The 21,630-nt window shown below is 51.0% G+C and carries 16 protein-coding genes; 14 read left to right on the top strand and 2 right to left on the bottom strand.

From position 1 onward, the window contains the following. Positions 1-87: 87 nt before the first annotated feature. The 5 genes from EKM96_RS01870 (at position 88) to EKM96_RS01850 (ending at position 5,838) form a co-directional block, all read left to right on the top strand. Complete coding sequence (locus EKM96_RS01870) at positions 88-636, top strand: hypothetical protein (protein WP_125639000.1); 549 nt, start codon at positions 88-90, stop codon at positions 634-636. A gap of 262 nt (positions 637-898) precedes the next feature. Beyond that, a complete protein-coding gene (locus EKM96_RS01865) occupies positions 899-2,248 on the top strand; it encodes a TrkH family potassium uptake protein (protein ID WP_125638997.1) in 1,350 nt (449 codons plus the stop codon). Between the two features lie 10 nt (positions 2,249-2,258). Beyond that, on the top strand, positions 2,259-2,921 hold the full coding sequence (locus EKM96_RS01860) for a potassium channel family protein (protein WP_125638994.1): 663 nt from the start codon (positions 2,259-2,261) through the stop codon (positions 2,919-2,921). A 222-nt stretch (positions 2,922-3,143) separates the two neighbouring features. Further along, positions 3,144-4,574, top strand: coding sequence for an APC family permease (locus EKM96_RS01855; protein WP_125638991.1), 1,431 nt, complete (start codon positions 3,144-3,146; stop codon positions 4,572-4,574). Positions 4,575-4,779: 205 nt separating this feature from the next. Beyond that, complete coding sequence (locus EKM96_RS01850; RefSeq protein ID WP_164510952.1) at positions 4,780-5,838, top strand: LCP family protein; 1,059 nt, start codon at positions 4,780-4,782, stop codon at positions 5,836-5,838. Between the two features lie 69 nt (positions 5,839-5,907). Here the strand turns inward: EKM96_RS01850 and EKM96_RS01845 are convergent, their stop codons facing one another. Further along, positions 5,908-6,855 carry an NAD(P)-dependent oxidoreductase gene (locus tag EKM96_RS01845; protein ID WP_125638986.1) on the bottom strand — a complete coding sequence of 316 codons (948 nt, stop codon included), beginning with the start codon at positions 6,853-6,855 and terminating at the stop codon, positions 5,908-5,910. Between the two features lie 284 nt (positions 6,856-7,139). Here EKM96_RS01845 and EKM96_RS01840 point away from each other — a divergent pair, with 284 nt between their 5' ends. The 4 genes from EKM96_RS01840 to cydC all read left to right on the top strand — a co-directional run bounded on the left by EKM96_RS01840 (position 7,140) and on the right by cydC (position 13,170). Next, the gene (locus EKM96_RS01840; protein WP_125638983.1) at positions 7,140-8,591 is read left to right on the top strand and encodes a cytochrome ubiquinol oxidase subunit I; all 1,452 of its coding nucleotides are present in this window, start codon (positions 7,140-7,142) and stop codon (positions 8,589-8,591) included. After that, positions 8,584-9,594, top strand: coding sequence for a cytochrome d ubiquinol oxidase subunit II (gene cydB / locus EKM96_RS01835; protein WP_125638980.1), 1,011 nt, complete (start codon positions 8,584-8,586; stop codon positions 9,592-9,594). The genes EKM96_RS01840 and cydB overlap by 8 nt, the downstream gene beginning before the upstream one ends. 106 nt (positions 9,595-9,700) lie before the next feature. Then, entirely contained in the window at positions 9,701-11,434 is a 1,734-nt protein-coding gene (gene cydD / locus EKM96_RS01830; protein WP_125638977.1) for a thiol reductant ABC exporter subunit CydD, read from the top strand. Continuing rightward, the gene (gene cydC / locus EKM96_RS01825) at positions 11,431-13,170 is read left to right on the top strand and encodes a thiol reductant ABC exporter subunit CydC (RefSeq protein WP_125638975.1); all 1,740 of its coding nucleotides are present in this window, start codon (positions 11,431-11,433) and stop codon (positions 13,168-13,170) included. The genes cydD and cydC overlap by 4 nt, the downstream gene beginning before the upstream one ends. A gap of 77 nt (positions 13,171-13,247) precedes the next feature. Here the strand turns inward: cydC and EKM96_RS01820 are convergent, their stop codons facing one another. Next, positions 13,248-14,225 (bottom strand): polyprenyl synthetase family protein, encoded by a 978-nt coding sequence (locus EKM96_RS01820; protein ID WP_125638972.1) that lies wholly within the window; start codon positions 14,223-14,225, stop codon positions 13,248-13,250. A 106-nt stretch (positions 14,226-14,331) separates the two neighbouring features. On the opposite strand from EKM96_RS01820, the gene EKM96_RS01815 reads away from it, so the two are divergent. The 5 genes from EKM96_RS01815 (at position 14,332) to ligA (ending at position 21,609) form a co-directional block, all read left to right on the top strand. Then, positions 14,332-15,240 (top strand): 1,4-dihydroxy-2-naphthoate polyprenyltransferase, encoded by a 909-nt coding sequence (locus tag EKM96_RS01815; protein ID WP_125638968.1) that lies wholly within the window; start codon positions 14,332-14,334, stop codon positions 15,238-15,240. Between the two features lie 90 nt (positions 15,241-15,330). Next, positions 15,331-15,906 carry a xanthine phosphoribosyltransferase gene (locus EKM96_RS01810; protein WP_125638965.1) on the top strand — a complete coding sequence of 192 codons (576 nt, stop codon included), beginning with the start codon at positions 15,331-15,333 and terminating at the stop codon, positions 15,904-15,906. A gap of 109 nt (positions 15,907-16,015) precedes the next feature. Continuing rightward, positions 16,016-17,158, top strand: a complete 1,143-nt coding sequence (locus EKM96_RS01805) for an ATP-grasp domain-containing protein (protein ID WP_125638962.1) — start codon at positions 16,016-16,018, stop codon at positions 17,156-17,158. 172 nt (positions 17,159-17,330) lie between these two features. Beyond that, positions 17,331-19,556 (top strand): DNA helicase PcrA, encoded by a 2,226-nt coding sequence (gene pcrA / locus EKM96_RS01800; RefSeq protein ID WP_263853534.1) that lies wholly within the window; start codon positions 17,331-17,333, stop codon positions 19,554-19,556. 22 nt (positions 19,557-19,578) lie between these two features. Then, positions 19,579-21,609, top strand: coding sequence for an NAD-dependent DNA ligase LigA (gene ligA, locus EKM96_RS01795; RefSeq protein WP_125638958.1), 2,031 nt, complete (start codon positions 19,579-19,581; stop codon positions 21,607-21,609). Positions 21,610-21,630 lie beyond the last annotated feature (21 nt).

Below are 21,630 nucleotides of genomic sequence, written 5' to 3'. Positions count from 1 at the left end.
TTAGCATGATGATGGGTGCATTTCGTCAATGAAAAGGGACGTGAATACGCCTATAAATCGGCATAGGGAATGGAGTAAGCGAGTTTTATGACATGTTCAAATTGTGGGGCAACATTAGTACCAGGACTGGATCACTGCCAAAATTGTGGTGCACGATTGGTTAATGGGCCCGTTGGTAATACGGCGGATTTCGGTGATGGAATGGGATTGCCACTCTTAGTGGTGTTCGGCATCGCGTTGTTCTTTCCCGCCATGGTCTATAATCCGTTGGCGATTCATTTCATCAATCAGCGCCAGATGTTTAATATTCGAGACCGCGCTCGGAAGCTCATCTTCTGGACGTCCTGGCTGTATTCGGCGTGGACCATTTACGTTTTAATTATTTGCGGGGGGATGATGGACCAATTGACCAAACACCGCGCGGACCAATTAGGCACGATTAGCGTTTATTTGGGACTGGCAATCGGCCTAGTGATGGCGATTGAAGCCATCACTCGCGGTATTAGCGAGCGTAGCGTGCGTGTGACGTTAGGCCATCTTGTGGCCATTTATTTCTTCTTCGTGTGGGCGGCTGTTTCCTTGTTCTGGGTTACCCAGATTTTTATCGCGTTTGCCCCTTATGGTGGATTTAACTAGCCTCATGAAGAGAGGTCGCTGCCGGCTGGTGATTAGCGAGACGGCATGGCCATAAGTCGACAGCGCCAATCATATTGGAATGGACAAGTTTTTAAGTAGATCTTCTGAAGGCCCTCACATCATCGTGAGGGTCCTTTTTAATCGGGCAGGTCTGAGGGGAGCGATAATCGGTGATTGTTGACGGGTCGACTGGATTTCGGTTGTGTTCCCCGAAGGGTTGTTTTAAGCTGAAGATATGATGAGACATAAGGACGGGAATTTGATGAAAAGACTAGGACAATTAAAACTTTTTGACACGCTCTCAAAGAAAATGGTGGCGGGCTTTCTTCTGCTGATCACGATTGGGACCATCTTACTTAGTTTGCCAATGGCCACGGCAACGGGGATGCACACATCCTTTATTAACGTGATCTTTACGGCAACCTCGGCGACCTGTATCACCGGCCTAACCGTGGTTAATACGGCCGCGCATTGGACCGTCTTTGGCCAGGTGGTTATCCTGGGCCTGGCCGAGGTTGGGGCGTTGGGCTACATGACTTTTGCCGTGTTACTCTTTAATATTATGCGGCGCAATCTTGATTTGTCGACACAACTGATGGTTAAGGAGTCCTTGAATCTTGAAAATTTGAGCGACACGAAGAGTGTGATGAAGTACGTGGTTCGGCTGTCCGCCATTTTTCAATTTGGTGGTGCCGTCTTGCTTGCCTTCGATTTCGTCCCACGGTTCGGCTGGCAACGTGGGCTATACGTCTCGCTCTACCATGCGGTCATGTCCTTTTGTAACGCCGGCTTCGATGTCTTCGGCAACAGTCTGATGGGATTTCGGCGAGACAGTTACCTGTTGATTGTGACGATGGTTTTGATTGTTGCCGGGGGACTTGGTTTTCTGGTCTGGCGCGATCTGTTACTCTATCATGATCGAAAGCGATTAAGTTTGAACTCCCGGCTAACTTTGGTGACGACCGGGTCGTTATTCGTTGCCGGGTTCCTCGTGCTCTTCGTTACCGAACACAATCTGGCCATCTTTCAGGACAGTTCCTGGTTGGAACGGACCATTAACACGTTGTTCCTGAGCGTGACGCCGCGAACGGCGGGACTCATGACCTTCCCAACGACCAGCTTGCACGCCGGAACACTGTTTATTCTCATGATTCTGATGTTTGTTGGTGGGACACCCGGTTCGACGGCCGGGGGGATTAAAACCACGACGTTTGGCGTTTTAATGCTCCAGAGTATTGCCCAATTGCGGGGCAAGAAGGACGTCGAGTTCAGTCATCGGCGGTTCAGTCAGGCGAACATCAATCGGGCACTCATGCTGGTGTTCCTGGCCAGCGTGGTCATTGCGACGGCGACATTAATCCTGACGCAAACGGAAAATATCCCGCGTGAGTTTGGCCTGGAGTATATTGTCTTCGAGGTGTTGTCGGCGTTTGGTACGGTCGGACTTAGCCTCGGGCTAACGCCGCATCTAACGGTGATCGGTAAACTTGTCATTATGCTCTTAATGTTTATCGGTCGAGTCGGTATCTTCACCTCGCTCTACTCGTTATCGAAGCGACAGGCCAAGGTGAACCAGATACGTTACCCAGAAGAAAATATTTTAATCGGTTAGGAGTGCGGACATGAAGAAAAGTTTTGCAGTACTAGGGTTGGGGCGTTTCGGTCAGAGTGTCGTTCAGACCCTGGCCAAAATGAAGCAGGACGTTCTTGCGGTTGATGTCAGAGAGGAACCCGTCAACGAAATGATGGAGATTGCCACGCAAACGTTAATTGCCGACACGCGCGATGAGAATGTGCTGAAGGGCCTCAACATCGACACCTTTGACTACGTGATTGTTGGTATTGGCAATAACATGGAGGCTAGCATTCTGACCACCATGTTAACGAAGGAGCTGGGTGCCAAGAAGGTGATTGCCAAGGCGGAAACCAGTGACCATGGCCGCGTTCTCGAACGGGTGGGGGCCGATCAGGTGATTTTCCCCGAACGTGACATGGGCCAGGGCATTGTGCGCAAGCTGCTGTCCAATCATATTCTCAAGTTCATTGACCTGAGTGATGACTACACGCTCGCCGAACTGGAAATTACCGATCCGCACTTTGTCGATCAGAGTTTGGTGGACCTGGCACTCCGCCAACGGTTTGACCTGACGGTGATTGCGATTCAACACGGGCCCGAGATTAATATCTCGCCCGAACCAACCGTGACCATTCGGCAACACGACATTCTAACGGTCGTGGGTCCCGTTAAAGGCGTTGCGGCCCTGGATGAAACGCTCAAGGCTTAAATGATTGGCCATCCCCTAAATTTGGGGATGGCTTTTTTGATCGGTCCGCAACTAATGAGAGTTAAATGGCAAGTTATGCGATAGAAAATCACAATGAGAGGCGTATTATCAATGGATAAACCGTGATCTGTTAAGATTTCTATTGACATTTTCACAAGTGATCATTAAACTATAATAAGTTGTTTCATCGTATTCTCATTATTCGTGGAAGGAGGAGTTGTTATGCGTCAACCGCGACAACTTCTAATTAAAAAGCCTGTTCAACAAGAATTGAAGAAAAGGACCGGGCTGGAAAAGACCTTAACGGCCTTTAGTCTGACGACCATGGGTATCGGGGCCATTGTTGGGTCAGGGATTTTTATCACCCCTGGGTTAATTGCGGCCAACTACACGGGTCCCGGCGTGATGTTGTCCTACTTATTGGCGGTGGTCGTTTGTGCCATGGCGGCACTGTGCTACTCCGAGTTCTCGTCGACGATTCCCTTAGCAGGGAGTGCCTATACCTATGTTTATGCTATCTTTGGTGAATTGATTGCCTGGTTGCTAGGCTGGGCTTTAATTTCTGAATATTTATTTGCCGTTTCATCGGTGGCCGTTAGTTGGTCGTCGTACTTCCAGAACCTGCTGCAGGGTTTTGGCATTAAGCTGCCGGCATTTCTTTCGGCCGCGGCTGGGACCGCCGGCGTCAAAGGCGGGGGCGTCGATATTGTGGCCTTGGTGGTGACGATGCTCGTTGCCTGGTTATTGTCCAAGGGGATTCGTGAATCCGCCCGGATCAATAACATCATGGTTATCGTCAAGATCCTGGTCATCCTCCTCTTCATTGGGATTGCCATCTTCTACGTTAAACCGGCCAATTACAATCCCTTCCTGCCATTCGGGGCGAAGGGAATCGTTAAGGGCGCCGCGGTGGCATTCTATGCCTACATTGGCTTTGATGCCGTTTCAACCGCCAGTGAAGAAGTTAAGAATCCGAAGCGCAACATGCCCATCGGGATTATCTCTTCGCTGCTGGTGGCGGCCGTATTATACGTGAGCCTATCTGCGGTTCTAGTGGGGGTCGTTCACTACACCAAGTTGAACGTTGCCGACCCAGTTGCCTTGGCCTTAAGCCTGATTCATCAAAACTGGGCAGCCGGGGTGATTTCCTTGGGGGCCATCGTGGGGATGACCACGGTCCTGATTGTTATGTCTTATGGGGGCACGCGCTTACTGTTTGCTATTAGTCGCGATGGCCTGTTGCCAGCCCCCTTGAAGAAATTGAATCCTAAGACGAAGGTTCCCGTCATCAACACCTGGATCTTTGGGCTTGTTGCCAGTGCCTTTGCGGCCTTTATCCCAATCGATAAGATTGCCGAGCTGGTTAACATTGGGACGCTATCGGCCTTTGCTATGGTTTCTCTAGGTATCGTCTTTCTTCGTCATGATGAACGGTTCCGTGACCTGGATACAGCCTTTAAGGTGCCGGGCTATCCTTACCTACCTATTATCTCGTTTTTGGCCTGTGTCTACCTGATGACACAGCTACAAGCCTTTACGTGGGAGGCCTTTGGCATTTGGGTCGTGCTTGGATTGATTGTGTACGCCACCTATGGTTATCGTCACAGTCGGGTCCGTAACAACGCGGTGTTAGACGATGGTGAGGCTTCTTAAACAAGCGAATTTAAGAAATGTGTCCGTCTTGAAACGTTGGCGTTACTGTCTTTTGCAGTAACGCTTTGTTTTTTGGTAAAGGTTGCGTAAAAAACAGAAAACGTTAAGTCTCAGCCTCTATAATAGACAAGTCGATTAACAATGGATAAATTTAAGTAATCCCGCCGCAAATGAGGTGGCGGATGAAAGGGTGGCTAACCAAAACATGGAGAAGCGACAACGACCGAGACGGAAACGACATCCCATTCGGAACACAATACTATTTCTAATCCTGGCATTACTCGTCGGGGGAACAGCCTACGGCATGCAAAAATATCAAAGCCTAAAAAATTCAGTGAAGAGCTCCTACAAGGCCTCCGGGGTTAAAAAACTGCGGAACGTCGACGCACAGCTATCAAATAAGAAACCCGTGTCCATTCTCTTGATGGGAACCGATACCGGGGCGCTGGGTCGCAGCTTTACCGGCCGGACCGATAGTATGATGGTAGTGACGATCAATCCGTCAACAAAAAAGACCACCATTACCAGTCTTCCCCGGGATACGGCGGTCAAGATTCCGGGCTATGAGGACTACGGTGTCTCGAAGATTAATGCCGCATACGCCTATGGCAAGTCGAAGACGGCCATTACGACCGTCCAACAAATGTTGAACATCCCAATTGACTTCTATGCCATCATCAACATGGGTGGAATGGAGAAAATTATCAATGAAGTTGGTGGGGTCGATGTGACGCCAACGTTAAGCTTCAGCTATGGTGGTTATACCTTTAAGAAGGGGGTTAAGACCCACATGAACGGGAAGCGGGCCTTGGCCTACTCACGGATGCGTGACGATGACCCTAAGGGAGACTACGGTCGGCAGACGCGGCAACGGAAGGTGATCATGGCCCTATTGAACAAGTCCGGTTCCGTCTCAACGTTGTTGAATGAATCCTTCATCAGCTCGTTATCGAAGACAACGCAGACCGACTTGACCTTCAATGATCTGACGGCCCTGGCGCAAAACTACCGGGCGGCCACGAAACACATCACGACCACTCATTTGCAGGGGACCGGATCGACCATCGATGGTCAAAGCATGGAGGTTGCCTCGAAGACCGAATTACAACGGGTGACGGATTATATTCGCAAGGGTCTAGGACTAAACGAGGCCACCACGGGAACGATTGCCCAAATGGCTGGTTCATCCAGTGATGACACGAGTAGTTCCACAAGTACTGACAATGGTAACGGGGGCAACGCCGCACCGGACTCCGGTTATTAGATTTGACACTTAACTAACAAAAAACTAGGCCTTCTCAGCAGAGAGGGCCTAGTTTTTTTATGAATCGGTTTAATAGCCACGACTGACATCAACGAGATTAACGGTCAGTTCATGGTCGGTTGTCCAACTGGTTAAATTATCTTTGAGGTAGCCGAAGATTGGGATGGTATTCTCAGCGGCGAAACCGGTTTGGTGTGGCGTGATGATGACGTTAGGGTAGTCCCATAGCCGCGAGGTCTTTGGTAGGGGTTCTGTTTCGAAAACGTCCAATGCGGCGTGTAAGACGTTTTGGTAGAGAAGGGCGTCCATCAGCGCGGCCTCGTCCACCGACTTGCCACGGCCAACATTGACGAAGATGCGTAGGCCGTTCAGTCGCTTAAAATAGGCCTGATCAAAGTAGTGATCGGTGGCCGAGGTAGCCGGCATGGCGTTGATGACAATGTCGGCATCTTTGACGAGGTCAGCGTCATCGGCCAAGGCAACGGCGCCTTGAAAACCAGTCACACCATGGCCCGTTCGGTTAACGCCAAATGGGTAGTTGCCAAAGCCGTTCAGTAGGTTCGCGATGGCCTGGCCAATACTACCGGTGCCGTAGATGACAATCTTTTGGTTACCGAGCATGCCCAGATCGCTACGCGCCGGTCGTTGCCAGAAGTGGCCGGCCTGATTCTTCACGGATTCGTTGAAGCCGCGAAGAAAGTAAAGGAGATAACCGATGGTGGATTCTGCGATAGCGTCCGAGTAGGCGCCACTGGCATTGGTCACCTGAATCTGGTGTGCCTTAATCCAATCGAGAGGAAGGTAGTCAACCCCCGCACTTGCGGTTTGAATCCAATGGATCGTATTGGCAGGATTCTGTAAGACTTTCAGGCCATGTTCCCGGTCCCACCCGAAAATGGTGGTGATCCCGGTGGCCGTTTCCCAGTCGTCGGCTGGAATAACCTCGGCACCAAGGGTCGTGAGTTGCTGAGATTGGTCCGAAGTTAAAGGTTGAAATGCAAGTATCCGTTCTGTCATGTGAAAGACCTCCTTCGACATTTCTGTCACCCTTATTTTATCACGTCATTCGCGGAAATGACCGTCAAATTCAGTGGTAACTTGAAATCGCTACCAAATAAACTGCACACATTTTAAAATGTGTTACCAAATTAAGCGACCCATTTTAGTGGCTGGACGCAAGTTTATTCAGGAAGTTTACAATTTTGGCGCCCAATCATTGAATGTTGACTTATCACTCGATATAATGGGGTCAAGTTAGCAATTATTTATTTACACTAGTGACGTTCGGGGAGGTTAGAATAATGATAAATCTTGGTCTGGATATCCTTGGCCTCGCACGATTTCAATTTGGTATGACAACGGTCTTTCACTTCTTCTTCGTGCCGTTTTCAATCGGTTTGGCCTTTGTTGTTGCTGTGATGGAAACCATGTATGCCATCAAGGGTGACAAGGATTACAAGCGTATGGCCCAATTTTGGGGCAAAATGTTTCTGTATAGCTTCGCAGTTGGTGTTGTGACTGGGATCATCCAAGAATTCCAATTTGGGATGAACTGGTCTGAATATTCTCGATTCATGGGAGACATCTTCGGGGCCCCACTGGCCATCGAAGCGTTGGCGGCCTTTTTCCTGGAATCCACGTTTATTGGGATGTGGATGTTTACCTGGGACCGGTTTAATAAGTGGGTCCACACACTTTTTATTTGGCTGGTTATGTTCGGCTCTTCACTTTCTGCGCTATGGATTTTGGCGGCCAATAGTTTTATGCAAAATCCACTGGGTTACATCATCAACTCTAAGACGGGGCATGTCCAAATGGTCAGCTTCGCCAAGGTTGTGGGCAATCCCCAACTGTGGAATGAATTTCCTCACGTGATCTTCGGCGCCTTCGTGACGGCGGCGTTCGTCATTGCCGGTTGCTCGGCATGGCGGTTGCTGAAGCGCGACCATGTGACCTTCTACCGGAAGTCATTGAACGTGGCCTTAGTGATTGGCTTAATCTTCTCAGTGGGCTCCATTGCCAGTGGGGACTTACAAACTCGTTACTTAATCAACAATCAACCCATGAAGTTTGCCGCGATGGAAGGCCTGTATAAGAATTCCACTAACAAGGGTGAATGGGCGGTTGTTTCTGGTTTCGATACCAAGAATCATAAGACCACTTGGTCCGTTGACGTGCCATATGTCTTGAATTTATTGAGCTATCACAAGATGTCTGGGACCGTTAAAGGGATGAATCCCATTAACAAGGAAATGCATGCCAAGTATGACAAGAAGTTTGGCAAGGACATGAATTACTACGTACCGACCAACACCTTGTTCTGGAGCTTCCGGATCATGGCCGGGGCAGGGGCCTTATTCGCCCTATTAGCCGTGGTTGGGCTGATTATGAATCGCAAGCGGTCGCAAGCGATCATGCGGCAACGCTGGTTCCTATACATCTTGGGGCTGTGTCTCTGGTTACCATTCGTTGTGAACACCGCCGGTTGGTTTGTGACTGAATTCGGTCGTTACCCATGGATTGTTTATGGGCTATTAACGATTGCCGATGCGGTTTCGCCAAACGTTTCCGTGGCGTCCTTACTCACGACCAACATTGTTTACTTCTTGATGTTTGCCACGATGGGCTTCATTATGATTGTGTTGTGTCACCGGACGTTGAAGGCCGGACCAGATTCAGACAACACGGATGGTTACGCATCTAGTGATACCGACCTCGATCCATATTCAAAGGGGGCGTTCAACCATGACTAATTTACAATTTATTTGGTTTATTTTGATTGGCGTCTTGTTCAGTGGCTTCTTCTTCCTCGATGGCTTTGACTTTGGGGTTGGCATGTTGATTAAGAGTTTTGCCAAGACAGATGCTGAACGTGATGTGGTTATTCGGACGATCGGTCCTCACTGGGATGGCAACGAAGTCTGGCTGATTACCGCCGGTGGGGCGATGTTCGCCTCATTTCCAATGTGGTATGCCACCTTATTCTCTGGGTACTACTTGGTCTTGTTCCTTATCCTAGCGGCGCTCATCTTCCGGGGGGTCTCGTTTGAATTCCGGGCCAACATGGAAACAGCTCGCTGGCGGACATTCTGGGAATGGGCAGCAACAATTGCCAGTCTTGGGGCGGCGTTCCTATTCGGGATGCTGTTTACCTCGATGATTGCCGGGATGCCTATCGACAAGAATGGCGATATGACGGCGCACTTCTTTGACTACGTTAACCTATTCTCCTTAGTTGGCGGGATTGCGGTGACGGTTCTCTGTCTCGTCCATGGTCTGAACTTCATTCGGTTGAAGACGGAAGGCGAACTGCGCGACCGGGCGAGAACGTGGAACAAGGTTTTGTATCCAGTATTATTTGCTGGCGAAGTGTTGTTCGCTGTCCTGTTATTCTTCTCCACGGACTTCTTCGCCAAGAAGCCTGTCAGCACGACCGGAATTGTTGTCGCACTGGTTATCTTCACGGCCTTGGCTTACTGGGGTGTATTGAAGAACCACGAGTGGCTATCATTCATTGGTAGTGGGCTTTCCTTGGTCAGTGTCGTGGTGCTCATCTTCAATGGGCTCTTCCCACGGGTCATGATTGCCAACAATCCAGTCAATTCGTTATTAATTAAGAATTCTTCTAACTCACCATATACACTGCACCTGATGACGATTTTAGCCTTTAGTATTTTACCAATTGTGTTAATCTACTTCATCTGGAGTTACTGGGTCTTTTATAAGCGGTTGTCATCGCCGAAGCAAGAGGCCTAAACCCGCGTTATGAAAGCGTCAGCCGCGGCTGTCGATACTCGATATATGCCTAGAAAAGCAGTATTATGGCATTAAGAGTTATCACGGTTCGAGGGGGGCGCTTTTTTTGATCGATCAACGAGTGTTTAAGTTTCCAGGAGTTAAGCCGACGGCCGCAATTGTGGCGGTCCTGACCCTGATTCAAGCAATAATGATTATCTTACAGGCCAAATATTTATCAGAAGCGATTGTTCATCTTTGGCATCAACAAGCCATCGGCACGATTGTTCAGCCCTTGGCGCTATTTGCGATAACCTTTCTGGCCCGCCACCTGCTGACCATTATGAAGAGTCGAACGCTGTACCCATTCGTCGAACAAACGACCAAAACCTTACGGCAGCAATTTATGGGCAAGCTATTTGATTTGGGCCCACAGGTCGTCGCCGAAAACGGCACGGGTAATGTGGTGACGATGGGCTTGGAGGGTATCGACAAGATTCAAACCTATCTCATGATGATCGTCGGCAAGGTTTTGGATCTCAGCCTGACGCCATGGATCGTTTTGATTTATATCGCCACGATTCGTTGGCAGGCGGCCGTCTTCCTGTTGGCCATCTATCCACTCATTATCTTGTTCATGGTGATTTTAGGACTGGCGGCTCAGGCCAAGGCCGATCGGCAATATGCGGGGTACCAACGCCTGTCGAATCACTTTGTTGATACCTTACGTGGGCTGCCGACGCTGAAGCAGTTAGGTTTAAATAAACGATACGCGGATAATGTTTATCATGTCAGCGAGGACTACCGCAAGAAGACCATGGCCACGCTAACCATCGCCATGACGTCGACGTTTGCCCTGGACTTTTTTACCACGTTGTCGATCGCCATTATTGCCGTGTTCCTTGGCTTTGGGTTGATGAACAACACCTTGCAGCTGTTGCCAGCCCTAATCATTTTGACCCTGGCACCGGATTATTTTGCACCGATCCGCAACTTTGCCAATGATTATCACGCAACACTAAACGGTAAGAATGCCTTGACGGCGGTTCTGGACATCCTGCAGCAACCGGTTCCTAAGGATCGTAACCGTTTGCCCGAAAAGGCTCCAGTGTGGACAGGAGATGACGAGTTACGTTTCGACCATGTCTCCGTGGCCTATGGCGATGGTGACGCGACATTAACGGATCTGAACTTCAGCGTCAAAGGATTTCAAAAGGTCGGTATTATTGGGGCTTCCGGTTCTGGTAAGTCGACCCTGATCAATACGCTGGGCGGCTTCTTGAGCCCCGCATCGGGGACTATTCAGGCCCGCGGAACGCAGCTGCCACACTTGGACCAAGCAGCTTGGCGTAAGAGCTTTGTCTACATACCACAGGCCCCATATCTGTTTCATGCATCCCTCCGCGATAATCTGGCATTTTACCATCCGCAAGCCGACCTGGCCGAGATTCAAACGGCGGCCAAACGAGCGGGGTTGAGTGACTGGATTGCGACCTTGCCGGAGGGCCTAGATACTGCCATTGGCGAAGGCGCCCGTGGCGTCAGTGGCGGGCAGGCGCAAAGAATTGCCCTGGCCCGGGCCTTTCTCGACGACAGTCGGCGGGTCTTGCTGTTCGACGAACCCACAGCCCATTTGGATATTGAAACTGAAATTGAATTGAAGCAGGCGATGATGCCGGTCTTCGATGATCACCTGGTCTTTTTTGCAACCCACCGACTACATTGGATGAATGAGATGGATTATATCCTGGTCCTGGACCACGGTAAGATTATCGAGCAAGGGACGCCGGCGGAACTGGCCCAACAAAATGGGGCCTACGTTCGGTTACGGGCCGAAATGGGAGGAGGTGTCGAACCATGAAGGGTTTCTTAGAAACATTCAAGCATGATCATTGGGTTATGCCGTATTTACGGCGGTACCGTCGTTTATTGGTTTTGGTCTTGTTCCTGGGGTTCATGACCTTCTTTTGTGGGGCGGCACTGATGTTTAATTCCGGTTACCTGATCAGTCGAGCGGCGACGCATCCCTATAATATCTTGATGATATACGTCCCGATCGTCTTAGCTCGAGCCTTTGGGATTGGCCGGCCAGCCTTCCGCTATGCCGAAAGGCTAACGAGTCATAACTGGGTGCTACGGATTGTTTCGGATTTTCGTAAGCGGCTCTACCAATCGGTTGAGCGGCAGGCGGTTGCGATCCGGCAAAATCACCAGACGGGGGATGTCTTGAGTATTCTGGCGGAGGATATTGATCACATCGAAAATTTATATTTGCGGACCGTCTTTCCACTGGTTATTGGCTGGCTTCTCTACCTCTTCGTGGTGTTAGGCATTGGCTACTTTAACTGGGCCTTTGGTCTCCTAATGCTGTTACTGCTGGGGGTTATCGTCATTGTGATGCCTTTAATTTCGGTCGCCGCGAATGGCCGCCGTGAGTTTCAGGCGCGGCAGGTTCAACGGACCTTTTATACGCAGCTGACCGACGCCGTTTTGGGGCTCGGTGACTGGTTAATCTCCGGTCGGCGTCAGGATTTTCTGGCTCAACAGGATCAGCCCATCGACAAGATTGCCGACCTGCGGCGAGCGGACCACCACTTTCAATGGTGGCGTAACTTGGCCATTCAATTGGTCTTTGGCGCCGCCATTATTCTGATCGTTTGGTGGGCCGGTCTGACCTTTACGCACAGTCAGGCCCAGGCCAACTGGGTGGCCGCCTTTGGGCTGGCACTGTTTCCCACGATTGAACCCTTCGCCGACATGAGTCAAGGCGTCAGTGAATGGCCGGTTTACCGCGACTCTATTCGCCGGGTCAATCATTTGGACGGCCAGCCGGTTAAAGAGGTTGACCAACAGAAGATTGGGCAACTGACGGATCTGACCGTGGATCACGTCGCGTTTACTTATCCTGGCGCCGAGCGACAGGTGATCGATGACCTGTCGTTACGCCTGAAGCCGGGGGAAAAGCTCGCGCTCCTTGGGCCCAGTGGGACCGGGAAGAGCACCTTGTTGAAGCTAATACTGGGGGATGAAACGCCGGATGCCGGTAGCATTAGCCTGAATGGTGTCGGCATTGAGCACTTGCAGGAACAGCGGTCGCAACTCTTTGGGGTGTTAGACCAACAACCTTATCTTTTCGATACCACGGTGATGAACAATGTGCGCCTAGGTAATCTAACGGCCACGGATGACCAGGTGCGTGCGGCGTTAAAGGCCGTTGCGTTAGATGAGTTGATTGAACGGTTGCCGGCGGGCCTGGACACGCAGGTCCATGAGGCGGGTAGCCGTTTCTCCGGTGGTGAACGGCAACGGTTGTCGTTGGCCCGGATCCTTTTGCAAGACGCACCGATTATCATTCTGGATGAGCCAACGGTGAGTCTCGATCCGATTACGGAAAGAGATCTGCTTGATACGGTTTTTCGGGTTCTAAAGGACAAGACGATTATCTGGGTAACCCACCATTTGGCTGGGATTGACCATGTCGACCAAGTCCGGTTCATCGAGGACGGCCATTTTGATATGCAAGGGTCGCCAGCAGAATTGTATCGGGATAACACCCGATTCCAAGCGTTGTATAACCTTGATCGCGGACAGAAATAAACGATATATATAAAAAGCGCCAGCCTGATTAACTTCAGGTTGGCGCTTTGGGGTTAGTGAGATGAAATGCGGTGCGGCTAATGGTCGCGGTTAAGCAGTTTCGTTGTTAGCTGGCGTAACGCGGTTTGCGGGTCACCAGCGGGGAGGCGGTCGATGAGGCTAAGAGCCTCTTCAGTCTTTTCCTTGGCCAGCTGATGACTCGCGGCGACACCGTGATGGGCAAGGACCATTTCCTGAATGGTGGTGATGTCGGCCGCCGTGAGGTCATGTTTCTTTTTCAATAGGCGATGGAAGTCCTTGGGAGCTTCCGGGATAGCCAAAATGAGTGGCAACGAATAGACCCCGGATCGTAGATCTTCCAGCACGGGTTTTCGGGTCTTGGCCGGGTCGCCGGCATAGTCCAAGATGTCATCCAAAATTTGATAGGCGATACCAATGGCCTCACCGATTTTTTTGGCTAATTGTTGAACCTCGGGACTGGTCTTTGCCAGGGCCGCACCCTGGAAACAACTCAGTGAGAAGAGTTCGGCGGTCTTGCCGGCAACTTCACGGAGATACTCGGCGAGGGTCGTCTTTTCCTGGTAGTTGAGGGCCATTTGTGCCAGCTCTCCCTGAAGGATGCGATGCATGGCATCGATGTGGATCTGGACGAGTTTGAGGTCACTAGTGGACTTCAGAACCTGGTTGAAGTAGACCGTGAACATGAAGTCACCCGCATAGATGGCATTTCGTTGGCCGTACTTCATCTGAATGGTCCGTACGCCACGTCGCGTAGACGAGTCATCGATCACATCGTCATGAATCAACGTCCCGACGTGCAGAATCTCTAGTGCCGCGGCGCCCGCCTGAAGTTGGCCTGGCGTGGCCCCTGTGCCGAGACTGGCGAACAGGTAAAAGTAACCCGGGCGGAGAAACTTTCCGCCGGATTCCAGTAGTGCGAGTATTTTATGATGGATTGGTGGGTTATCCAACTGGATCGCATCCAACAAGTAACCTTGTAAGGCGGTTAGTTGGGGTGCCACAATTGGAAATTGTTGCCAAAGTTGTCGATCCATACGCTACCTCCCTGTATCCCCGATAAAATTCATCTTACCGACAAGTGGAAACGTTGTCAAATAAAGGTTATGATTCATTTAGAATTCGTTATTAGGGGGAAGTAACATGACATGGCAAACCTTTTTGGAGTTGGTCGAGATTAAGGCGAAAATTGCGTCGATCTGGCCGTTTCTCCTTGGACTCATCTTCGTCCAAGCCAATTTGGGACGGATTGATTGGGCGACCTCGGGCTGGTTCTTCTTGGCAATGGTCCTGTTTAACATGGCCGTAGACATCAATGATAACTTTCAAGATTATCGGCGGGCCGGAACGCAAGCGGCAGATTGGAAGAAGCGGACCAACATCATCGGTGTGCATGGCCTGTCTATGCGCCTGGTTGGCGGCCTGATGGTGACGTTTGCCGGGGTTGCCGCCGTGATTGGCCTAGGACTTGTTTGGATGACCGGCTGGCCGCTCCTGACAATGGGGATCTTCTGCTTCGCCGTCGGGTACGCCTATGCTGGCGGCCCGAGACCCTTGTCGAGCACCCCGACAGGGGAATTCTTTGCCGGATTCACGATGGGTTATATGATTATGTTAATCACGGTATACTTGAATATATATAATCGGGGTGGCCTCTCCTGGTCGCTGGCCGGTCGCGTCTTCTTGGCAGCCGGTGTGGCCGTGATGGCCATCGCCGCCTTGTTGCTGGCCAATAATATCTGCGATGAGGGTGAGGACCGTCAATTGGCCCGGCGGACGATCGTCTATTATCTGGGGAAGCAACGTTCACTATGGCTCTTTGCCGGGTTTTATATTGTCGGCTATGTCCTGTTGATCTTAAGTATTTGGCGAGGGGATTTGCCACGCTGGAGTTACCTGGCACTGATTAGCATTTTGCCGGTAGCCCAGAATATTCGACGATTCTTTCAACGGCAAGTGAAGCGCGAGACCTTCATCCTGGCCGTTCGTAACCTAGCGATCCTGGCACTGACAACGGTGATCGCCGAGGCCTTAGGACTCTGGTTCGGTTAAGCATTGGTAAATGTCAGGGGGTTCACATTGTTTTTTTAAGGGTCAATCGGGTAAAATAGGATTAAACCAAACTGGAGGGTCAATGACAGTATGAAAATATTGGAAGAACGGATTCGTCGTGATGGAACGGTATTACCCGGAGATGTTTTAAAGGTTGATAATTTTTTGAATCATCAGATTGATCCCCAATTGATGGATGAGCTCGGTGCCGAGTTTGCCCGATACTTTGAAGATGCCGGCGTGACCAAGATTCTGACGGTTGAGTCGTCTGGGATTGCCCCGGCCGTGATGGCGGGATTGCACTTGAAGGTGCCCGTGATCTTTGCCCGTAAGCACAAGAGCTTAACGTTAACGGATAACCTGTACACGGCGAAGGTTTATTCCTATACAAAGCGCGTGACGAATGATATTTCTATCGATCGGCGGTTCATATCGACGACTGATAAGGTGCTCATCATCGATGACTTTTTGGCCAATGGTCAAGCCGTACAGGGCTTGTTGGACATCACGAATGCCGCTCAAATTCCCGTTGCTGGGGTGGGCGTCGTCATTGAGAAACGATTCCAAAAGGGTCACGAATTGGTTAAGGCAGCCGGCGTCCCATTGGTGGCGTTGGCCAGTATCGCGGCATTCGAAGATGGTCAGGTTGTCTTTTCAGAGAATTAGTTGACAGCACGCCTTGTCTAAACCGTTATTTAACTTTAGAATTAATCATAAAGACAGTTGTTAATCATTTATTGACGACATTTATTAAAGCGAGAAAGTAGGGAGCAAATTGGCGAACACAGTCTTATATCCTGGAGATACGATTGGCGTGATTGGTAGTAGTGCCAACGCCGCAATGTTAGTGACAACGGCCCGGAAAATGGGGCTTCGTGTTGGGGCTTATGGTGCCGATGAAACCAGTGAAGCGCTGCAATTGGCAGACTTCAAAGCCGTTGGTAGCAATAAAGATCGCGACAAGCTACAGCACTTTGCTGAAAGCTGTTCGGCCGTGGTCTATGACTCAGAACAGGTTAGTACCAGTGTGGTGAACTTTCTGAGTGGTTACACGCAGGTCCCACAGGGTGGCGATATGCTGGAAATGATGCAAGACCGCTTGCTTGAACGGGCCTTCTTCGAACAGCTCAACGTCAACATTGCGCCCTATGCAACGATTATTAACCTTGACGATGTCTATCAGTCGGTCAACTCCATTGGGTATCCTTGTGTCTTGAAGCCAATTCAAAAGGAATGGTCCCATGGCCGTGAACTCGTGATTCGGACGCAAACCGATATTGCCAAGGCGGCTGGTCTACTGGACTGGGGAACTTATATCCTTGAGTCACAGATTGCTTACGAACGCGAATACTCAATTCTGGTTGCCAGAGATCAAGCGGGCGACCAACAGGCTTTCCCAATTACCGAGGTTCAGTCCGTCGACGATCGTCCGCAGATGACTTGGGTACCCGCCCAGGTTGACGATGCGGTTGCTGGTGAGATGCGGCGAATCGCTGGCGAGGTTGCCAAGCATGTTAACTACGTTGGGGTCTTTGAAGTGTCGTTCTACCTCACGGCGAGCGGGGCCCTTTACGTTAAAAAGATTGTGCCCGCACCGAGTGAAACGGGGTATATCTTCGCGGATGCCACGACCGTTGATGAATTTGAGGAGCATCTGCGAGCCATTGCCGGGTTACCTCTAGCCGAGCCTAAGCTGATGACGCCGGCCGTCACGGCGTCCTTTACGACGGTCCAGCTGAGTGCCATTCGCACCCAGTGGCAGTTGAAGCCGGATTGGCATTTCACCTTCTACCATTTGCGGAAACAAGCCGATGACGAGACGATGGGTCACATCACCGTTCAAGGCAATACGACTAAATTATTATTAGACCAATTGGATGATACCGGTATCTGGACGGCAACGACGGATACTGAATAGAGTAGCGACAGGGAGCGATTTTCGATTAACGAGAATCGCTTTTTCTATGAAAAGGGTTCAAAAAAATTGGCGGAGTCATCTCAGCGGAACGTATGTTTTTTTGCTATAATGGTCAAGACTAATGACAGAGAGGATTGAGTTCACGGTGGCAGGAGAAGAATTGTTGACAGGTATGAATGATAAACAAACGGAGGCCGTTCTACAGACGGAAGGGCCGCTGCTCGTTTTGGCAGGTGCCGGTAGTGGCAAGACCCGGGTGCTAACCCACCGGGTAGCGTACCTGATCGAGCATGAACGTGTGATGCCATGGCGGATCTTGGCCATTACCTTTACGAATAAGGCCGCCAAGGAAATGCGCGAACGGGTGATCAAGTTGTTGGGACCGGATGGCAGTGACGTCTGGGTTTCAACGTTCCATGCCCTCTGTGTGCGGATTCTACGGCGGGATGCAGACAAATTAGGCTATACCCGGGCCTTCACTATCGCCGATTCAGGTGAACAACGGACCTTGGTTAAGCGGGTGCTGCAACAGCAAAACTTGGATACCAAAAAGTTTGATCCCCGCGCCGTTCTGGGCGCCATTTCGAATGCCAAGAATGCGTTGCAGACGCCGGCCATGATGCGTGAGGCTGCCGGCAATCCGTTTGAAGAAACGGTTGCAACGGTCTATGAAAGCTACCAACGTGAGCTGAAGTCCAATCAAGCGATGGACTTCGATGATCTGATCATGTTGACCATCAAATTGTTAAATCAAGAACCCGATGTGCTGGAACATTATCAAGAAAAGTTCCAATACATTCACGTCGATGAATACCAAGATACCAACGATGCCCAGTACACGCTGGTCAACATGCTGGCAAAAAAGCATGGCAATCTCTGTGTTGTTGGGGATGGTGACCAAAGTATCTATGGTTGGCGTGGGGCTAACATGGAAAACATCTTGAATTTTGAGCATGATTATCCAGATGCCCACGTGACACTGTTGGAGCAGAACTATCGGTCGACCAAGACTATTCTGCAGGCGGCCAATGACGTGATTCAAAAGAATGTTAACCGGAAGAAAAAGGACCTGTGGACGGAAAATCCCGACGGGGAAAAGATTTCTTATTACCGGGGGCAAAATGAAAACGATGAGGCCCATTACGTTGTGGCCAAGATTCAAGAGGAGCGCGAGCAACATCACCGGGGCTACGGTGACTTCGCGGTACTTTATCGGACCAATGCCCAATCACGGGTGATCGAAGAAACCTTGGTTAAGGCCAACATTCCTTATACGATGGTTGGGGGTCACAAGTTCTACGATCGTAAAGAAATTCGGGATGTCCTCGCTTACCTGACGCTGGTGGCCAATCCGGCCGATTCGTTGAGCCTGGAACGGGTTATCAACGAGCCTAAGCGAGGCATCGGGGCCACCAGTGTTGAGAAGCTGCGTGAGTTTGCAGAATTTAACGGCTGGTCGGAACTCGAGGCCACCCAAAATGTTAGCCTGGCCAATAACCTGGGCACCCGGATTCGTAATGCGATGGAGAAGTTTGGCCTAACGATTCAGAGTGTGACCACGGATGCCCCAACCATGAGTGTCTCAGACATCACTGAGGCGCTGCTAGATAAGACAGGGTACTTGTCCACCCTTAAGGCCTCCAAGAGCCTAGAGGCCGAGACACGGGTCGAGAACATCGAGGAATTCTTGTCCGTAACCCAAAAGTTTGATACGGACTGGGATAATGCCGATCACGATGAGGACGAAGACCGACTGGTTGAGTTCCTAGCAGATTTGGCACTGGTTTCCGCTCAAGACGATGTGGATGAAGAACCGGCAGAGGTGACCTTGATGACCTTACACGCCGCCAAGGGACTCGAGTTTCCCGTTATTTTTCTGATGGGACTAGAAGAGGGGATCTTCCCACTCTCGCGTGCCATGCTGGAAGAGGACGAATTGGAAGAAGAACGGCGGTTGGCCTACGTTGGGATCACCCGTGCTCAAGAGAAACTTTACCTGACAAATGCCTATTCACGGATGCTCTATGGTCGTCGGCAAAACAATCCCGAATCTCGATTTGTCACTGAGATTGCGCCGGACTTGTTACATCTAGACTATAGCGAAACCCAATCCGGATTGACGCCCGGACGGCGGGATGTGCCGTTTGCCCGGCGGACGGCGAGTGCCGTTGCCAAGCCTTACACGGGTAAGACCGGCCGCGTGACCACGAATACAGGGACCGGTGCCGGTTCCGTCAGCTGGACGGTTGGCGATAAGGCCAGTCATAAGAAATGGGGTATTGGGACCGTTGTCAAGGTCAACGGCACCGGTGAGGATGCTGAACTGGATATTGCCTTCCCTGAACAAGGGGTTAAGCGATTGTTAGCAGCCTTTGCACCAATCAAACGAGTCGACTAGGTTCTTGTGGGAGGGAATATTAATGACTGATAAACCCATTAAATCCTTAACGGCCGCCGCTGCGGCGGATGAAGCGGCCAAGTTGCGTCCCCAATTAACGCAGTGGGGGAAGCAGTACTACGATGCCGATGCGCCGTCGGTTGAAGACGACGTCTATGATCGGGCCTATGCCCGGCTGGTGGCCCTAGAAACGGCCTTTCCAGAGGTCATGACGTCGGATTCACCAACGCAACACGTTGGTGGGAGTTCACGAGGGGATCTGCCCAAGGTGGCTCACCCAATTCCCATGTTATCTTTGGGAGACGTGTTCTCCATCGAGGAATTGACGGAATTTGACGAACGCTTACGGGCCAATGTTGAAGAAGACTTTGATTATAATTGTGAATTAAAGATTGACGGACTGGCGGTTTCCTTGCGTTATGAGGACGGCGTCTTTGTCCAAGGGTCAACGCGGGGCAATGGTCAGATTGGGGAAGACATTACGGCCAATCTGAAAACCATTGACTCGATACCTAAGAAGTTGAGTCGCCCCTTAACCATCGAGGTACGGGGGGAATGTTACATGCCTAAGGCGGCGTTCCTAGCTCTAAATGAACGCCGTGAGGCAGCGGGTCAGGCGCCGTTTGCTAATCCGCGGAATGCCGCCGCCGGAAGCCTCCGGCAGTTGGATACGCAGGTGACGGCAGACCGAAAGTTGGCCACCTTCATGTACAACATCGCCGACTACGAGCCGCTAGAGACGCGGACACAAAGTGGTCTGCTGGATGAATTGGCGGCGCTCGGTTTTACCACGAACCCGAGTTATCGGGTGGCACACAACATGCAAGACGTTGCGGCGTACATCGCCGACTATCAGGGGCAACGCTCTGACTTGGCCTATGGGATTGATGGCATTGTGATTAAGGCTAATTCGCTGCCACTGCAGCGGTCGCTTGGTGCCACGGTGAAGGTCCCTCGTTGGGCGATCGCCTACAAATTTCCACCCGAAGAGGTTGAGACCACGGTCCTAGACATCGAATGGACAGTGGGTCGCACCGGTATCGTGACGCCGACCGCCGTGATGGAACCGGTGGCCTTAGCGGGGAGTACGGTTGCGCGGGCCTCTCTGCACAATCCCGATTACCTGCAGGCCAAGGACATTCGGATTGGCGATACGGTCTTGCTGCATAAGGCTGGGGACATCATCCCCGAGATTTCTCAGTTCGTCGCCGACAAGCGGCCTGCCGACGCTGAGCCCTATCCCATTCCGACGGCCTGTCCATCCTGTGGCGCCGAGCTGGTCCATCTGGACGAAGAGGTCGCCCTGCGGTGCATTAACCCTCGTTGTCCAGCACAGCTGGCCGAGGGCATGAATCACTTTGCATCGCGGAATGCCATGAACATCGCGGGCCTAGGCCCCCAGATTGTGGCACAACTATTTGAACGCCAATTGGTTGACGATGTTGCTAGTCTTTACCGGTTGACGGCGGACCAATTGTTAACTTTAGATAAATTTGGTGAGAAGTCGGCCCAAAACCTCTTGACAGCCATTGATAATAGTCGCAATAATTCATTAGAACGTTTGTTATTTGGTCTTGGTATTCGGCATGTCGGTGCGAAGGCAGCTCGTTCGTTGGCGGCGGCCTTTGGTGACTTAGAGCACTTGATGGCGGCCAGCAACGAGGAAATCTCGGCGATTGATACGGTTGGGGGCATCATTGCGGATAGCGTGGTGACCTACTTCGCTGACGAACATGTTCAGCAATTGGTGGATGATTTGGCGGCAGTGGGGGTTAACCTCACCTATACCAGTGGCGCCACTGAGAGTGCTGAGCCCAGTGAGTTCACCGGGCAACGGGTTGTTTTGACCGGTAAGCTGCAAGAACTGACGCGACCAGAGGCCACGGCATGGTTGGAAGACCACGGTGCAACGGTGACGGGTAGTGTTTCGAAGAAGACCGATCTCCTGATTGCTGGTGAAGCCGCCGGGAGCAAATTGACCAAGGCCCAGTCACTGAACATTCCAATATGGGATGAGACGCAGTTACAAGCGGCTATGAACGAAACGAAATGAAGACTTTAGGAGGAAACAAGT

It is taken from the genome of Levilactobacillus tangyuanensis (genome assembly GCF_003946545.1).
GTDB lineage: Bacteria > Bacillota > Bacilli > Lactobacillales > Lactobacillaceae > Levilactobacillus > Levilactobacillus tangyuanensis.
The sequence above is the reverse complement of the archived record's forward strand: the minus strand, read 5'-3'. Positions and strand labels throughout refer to the sequence as shown.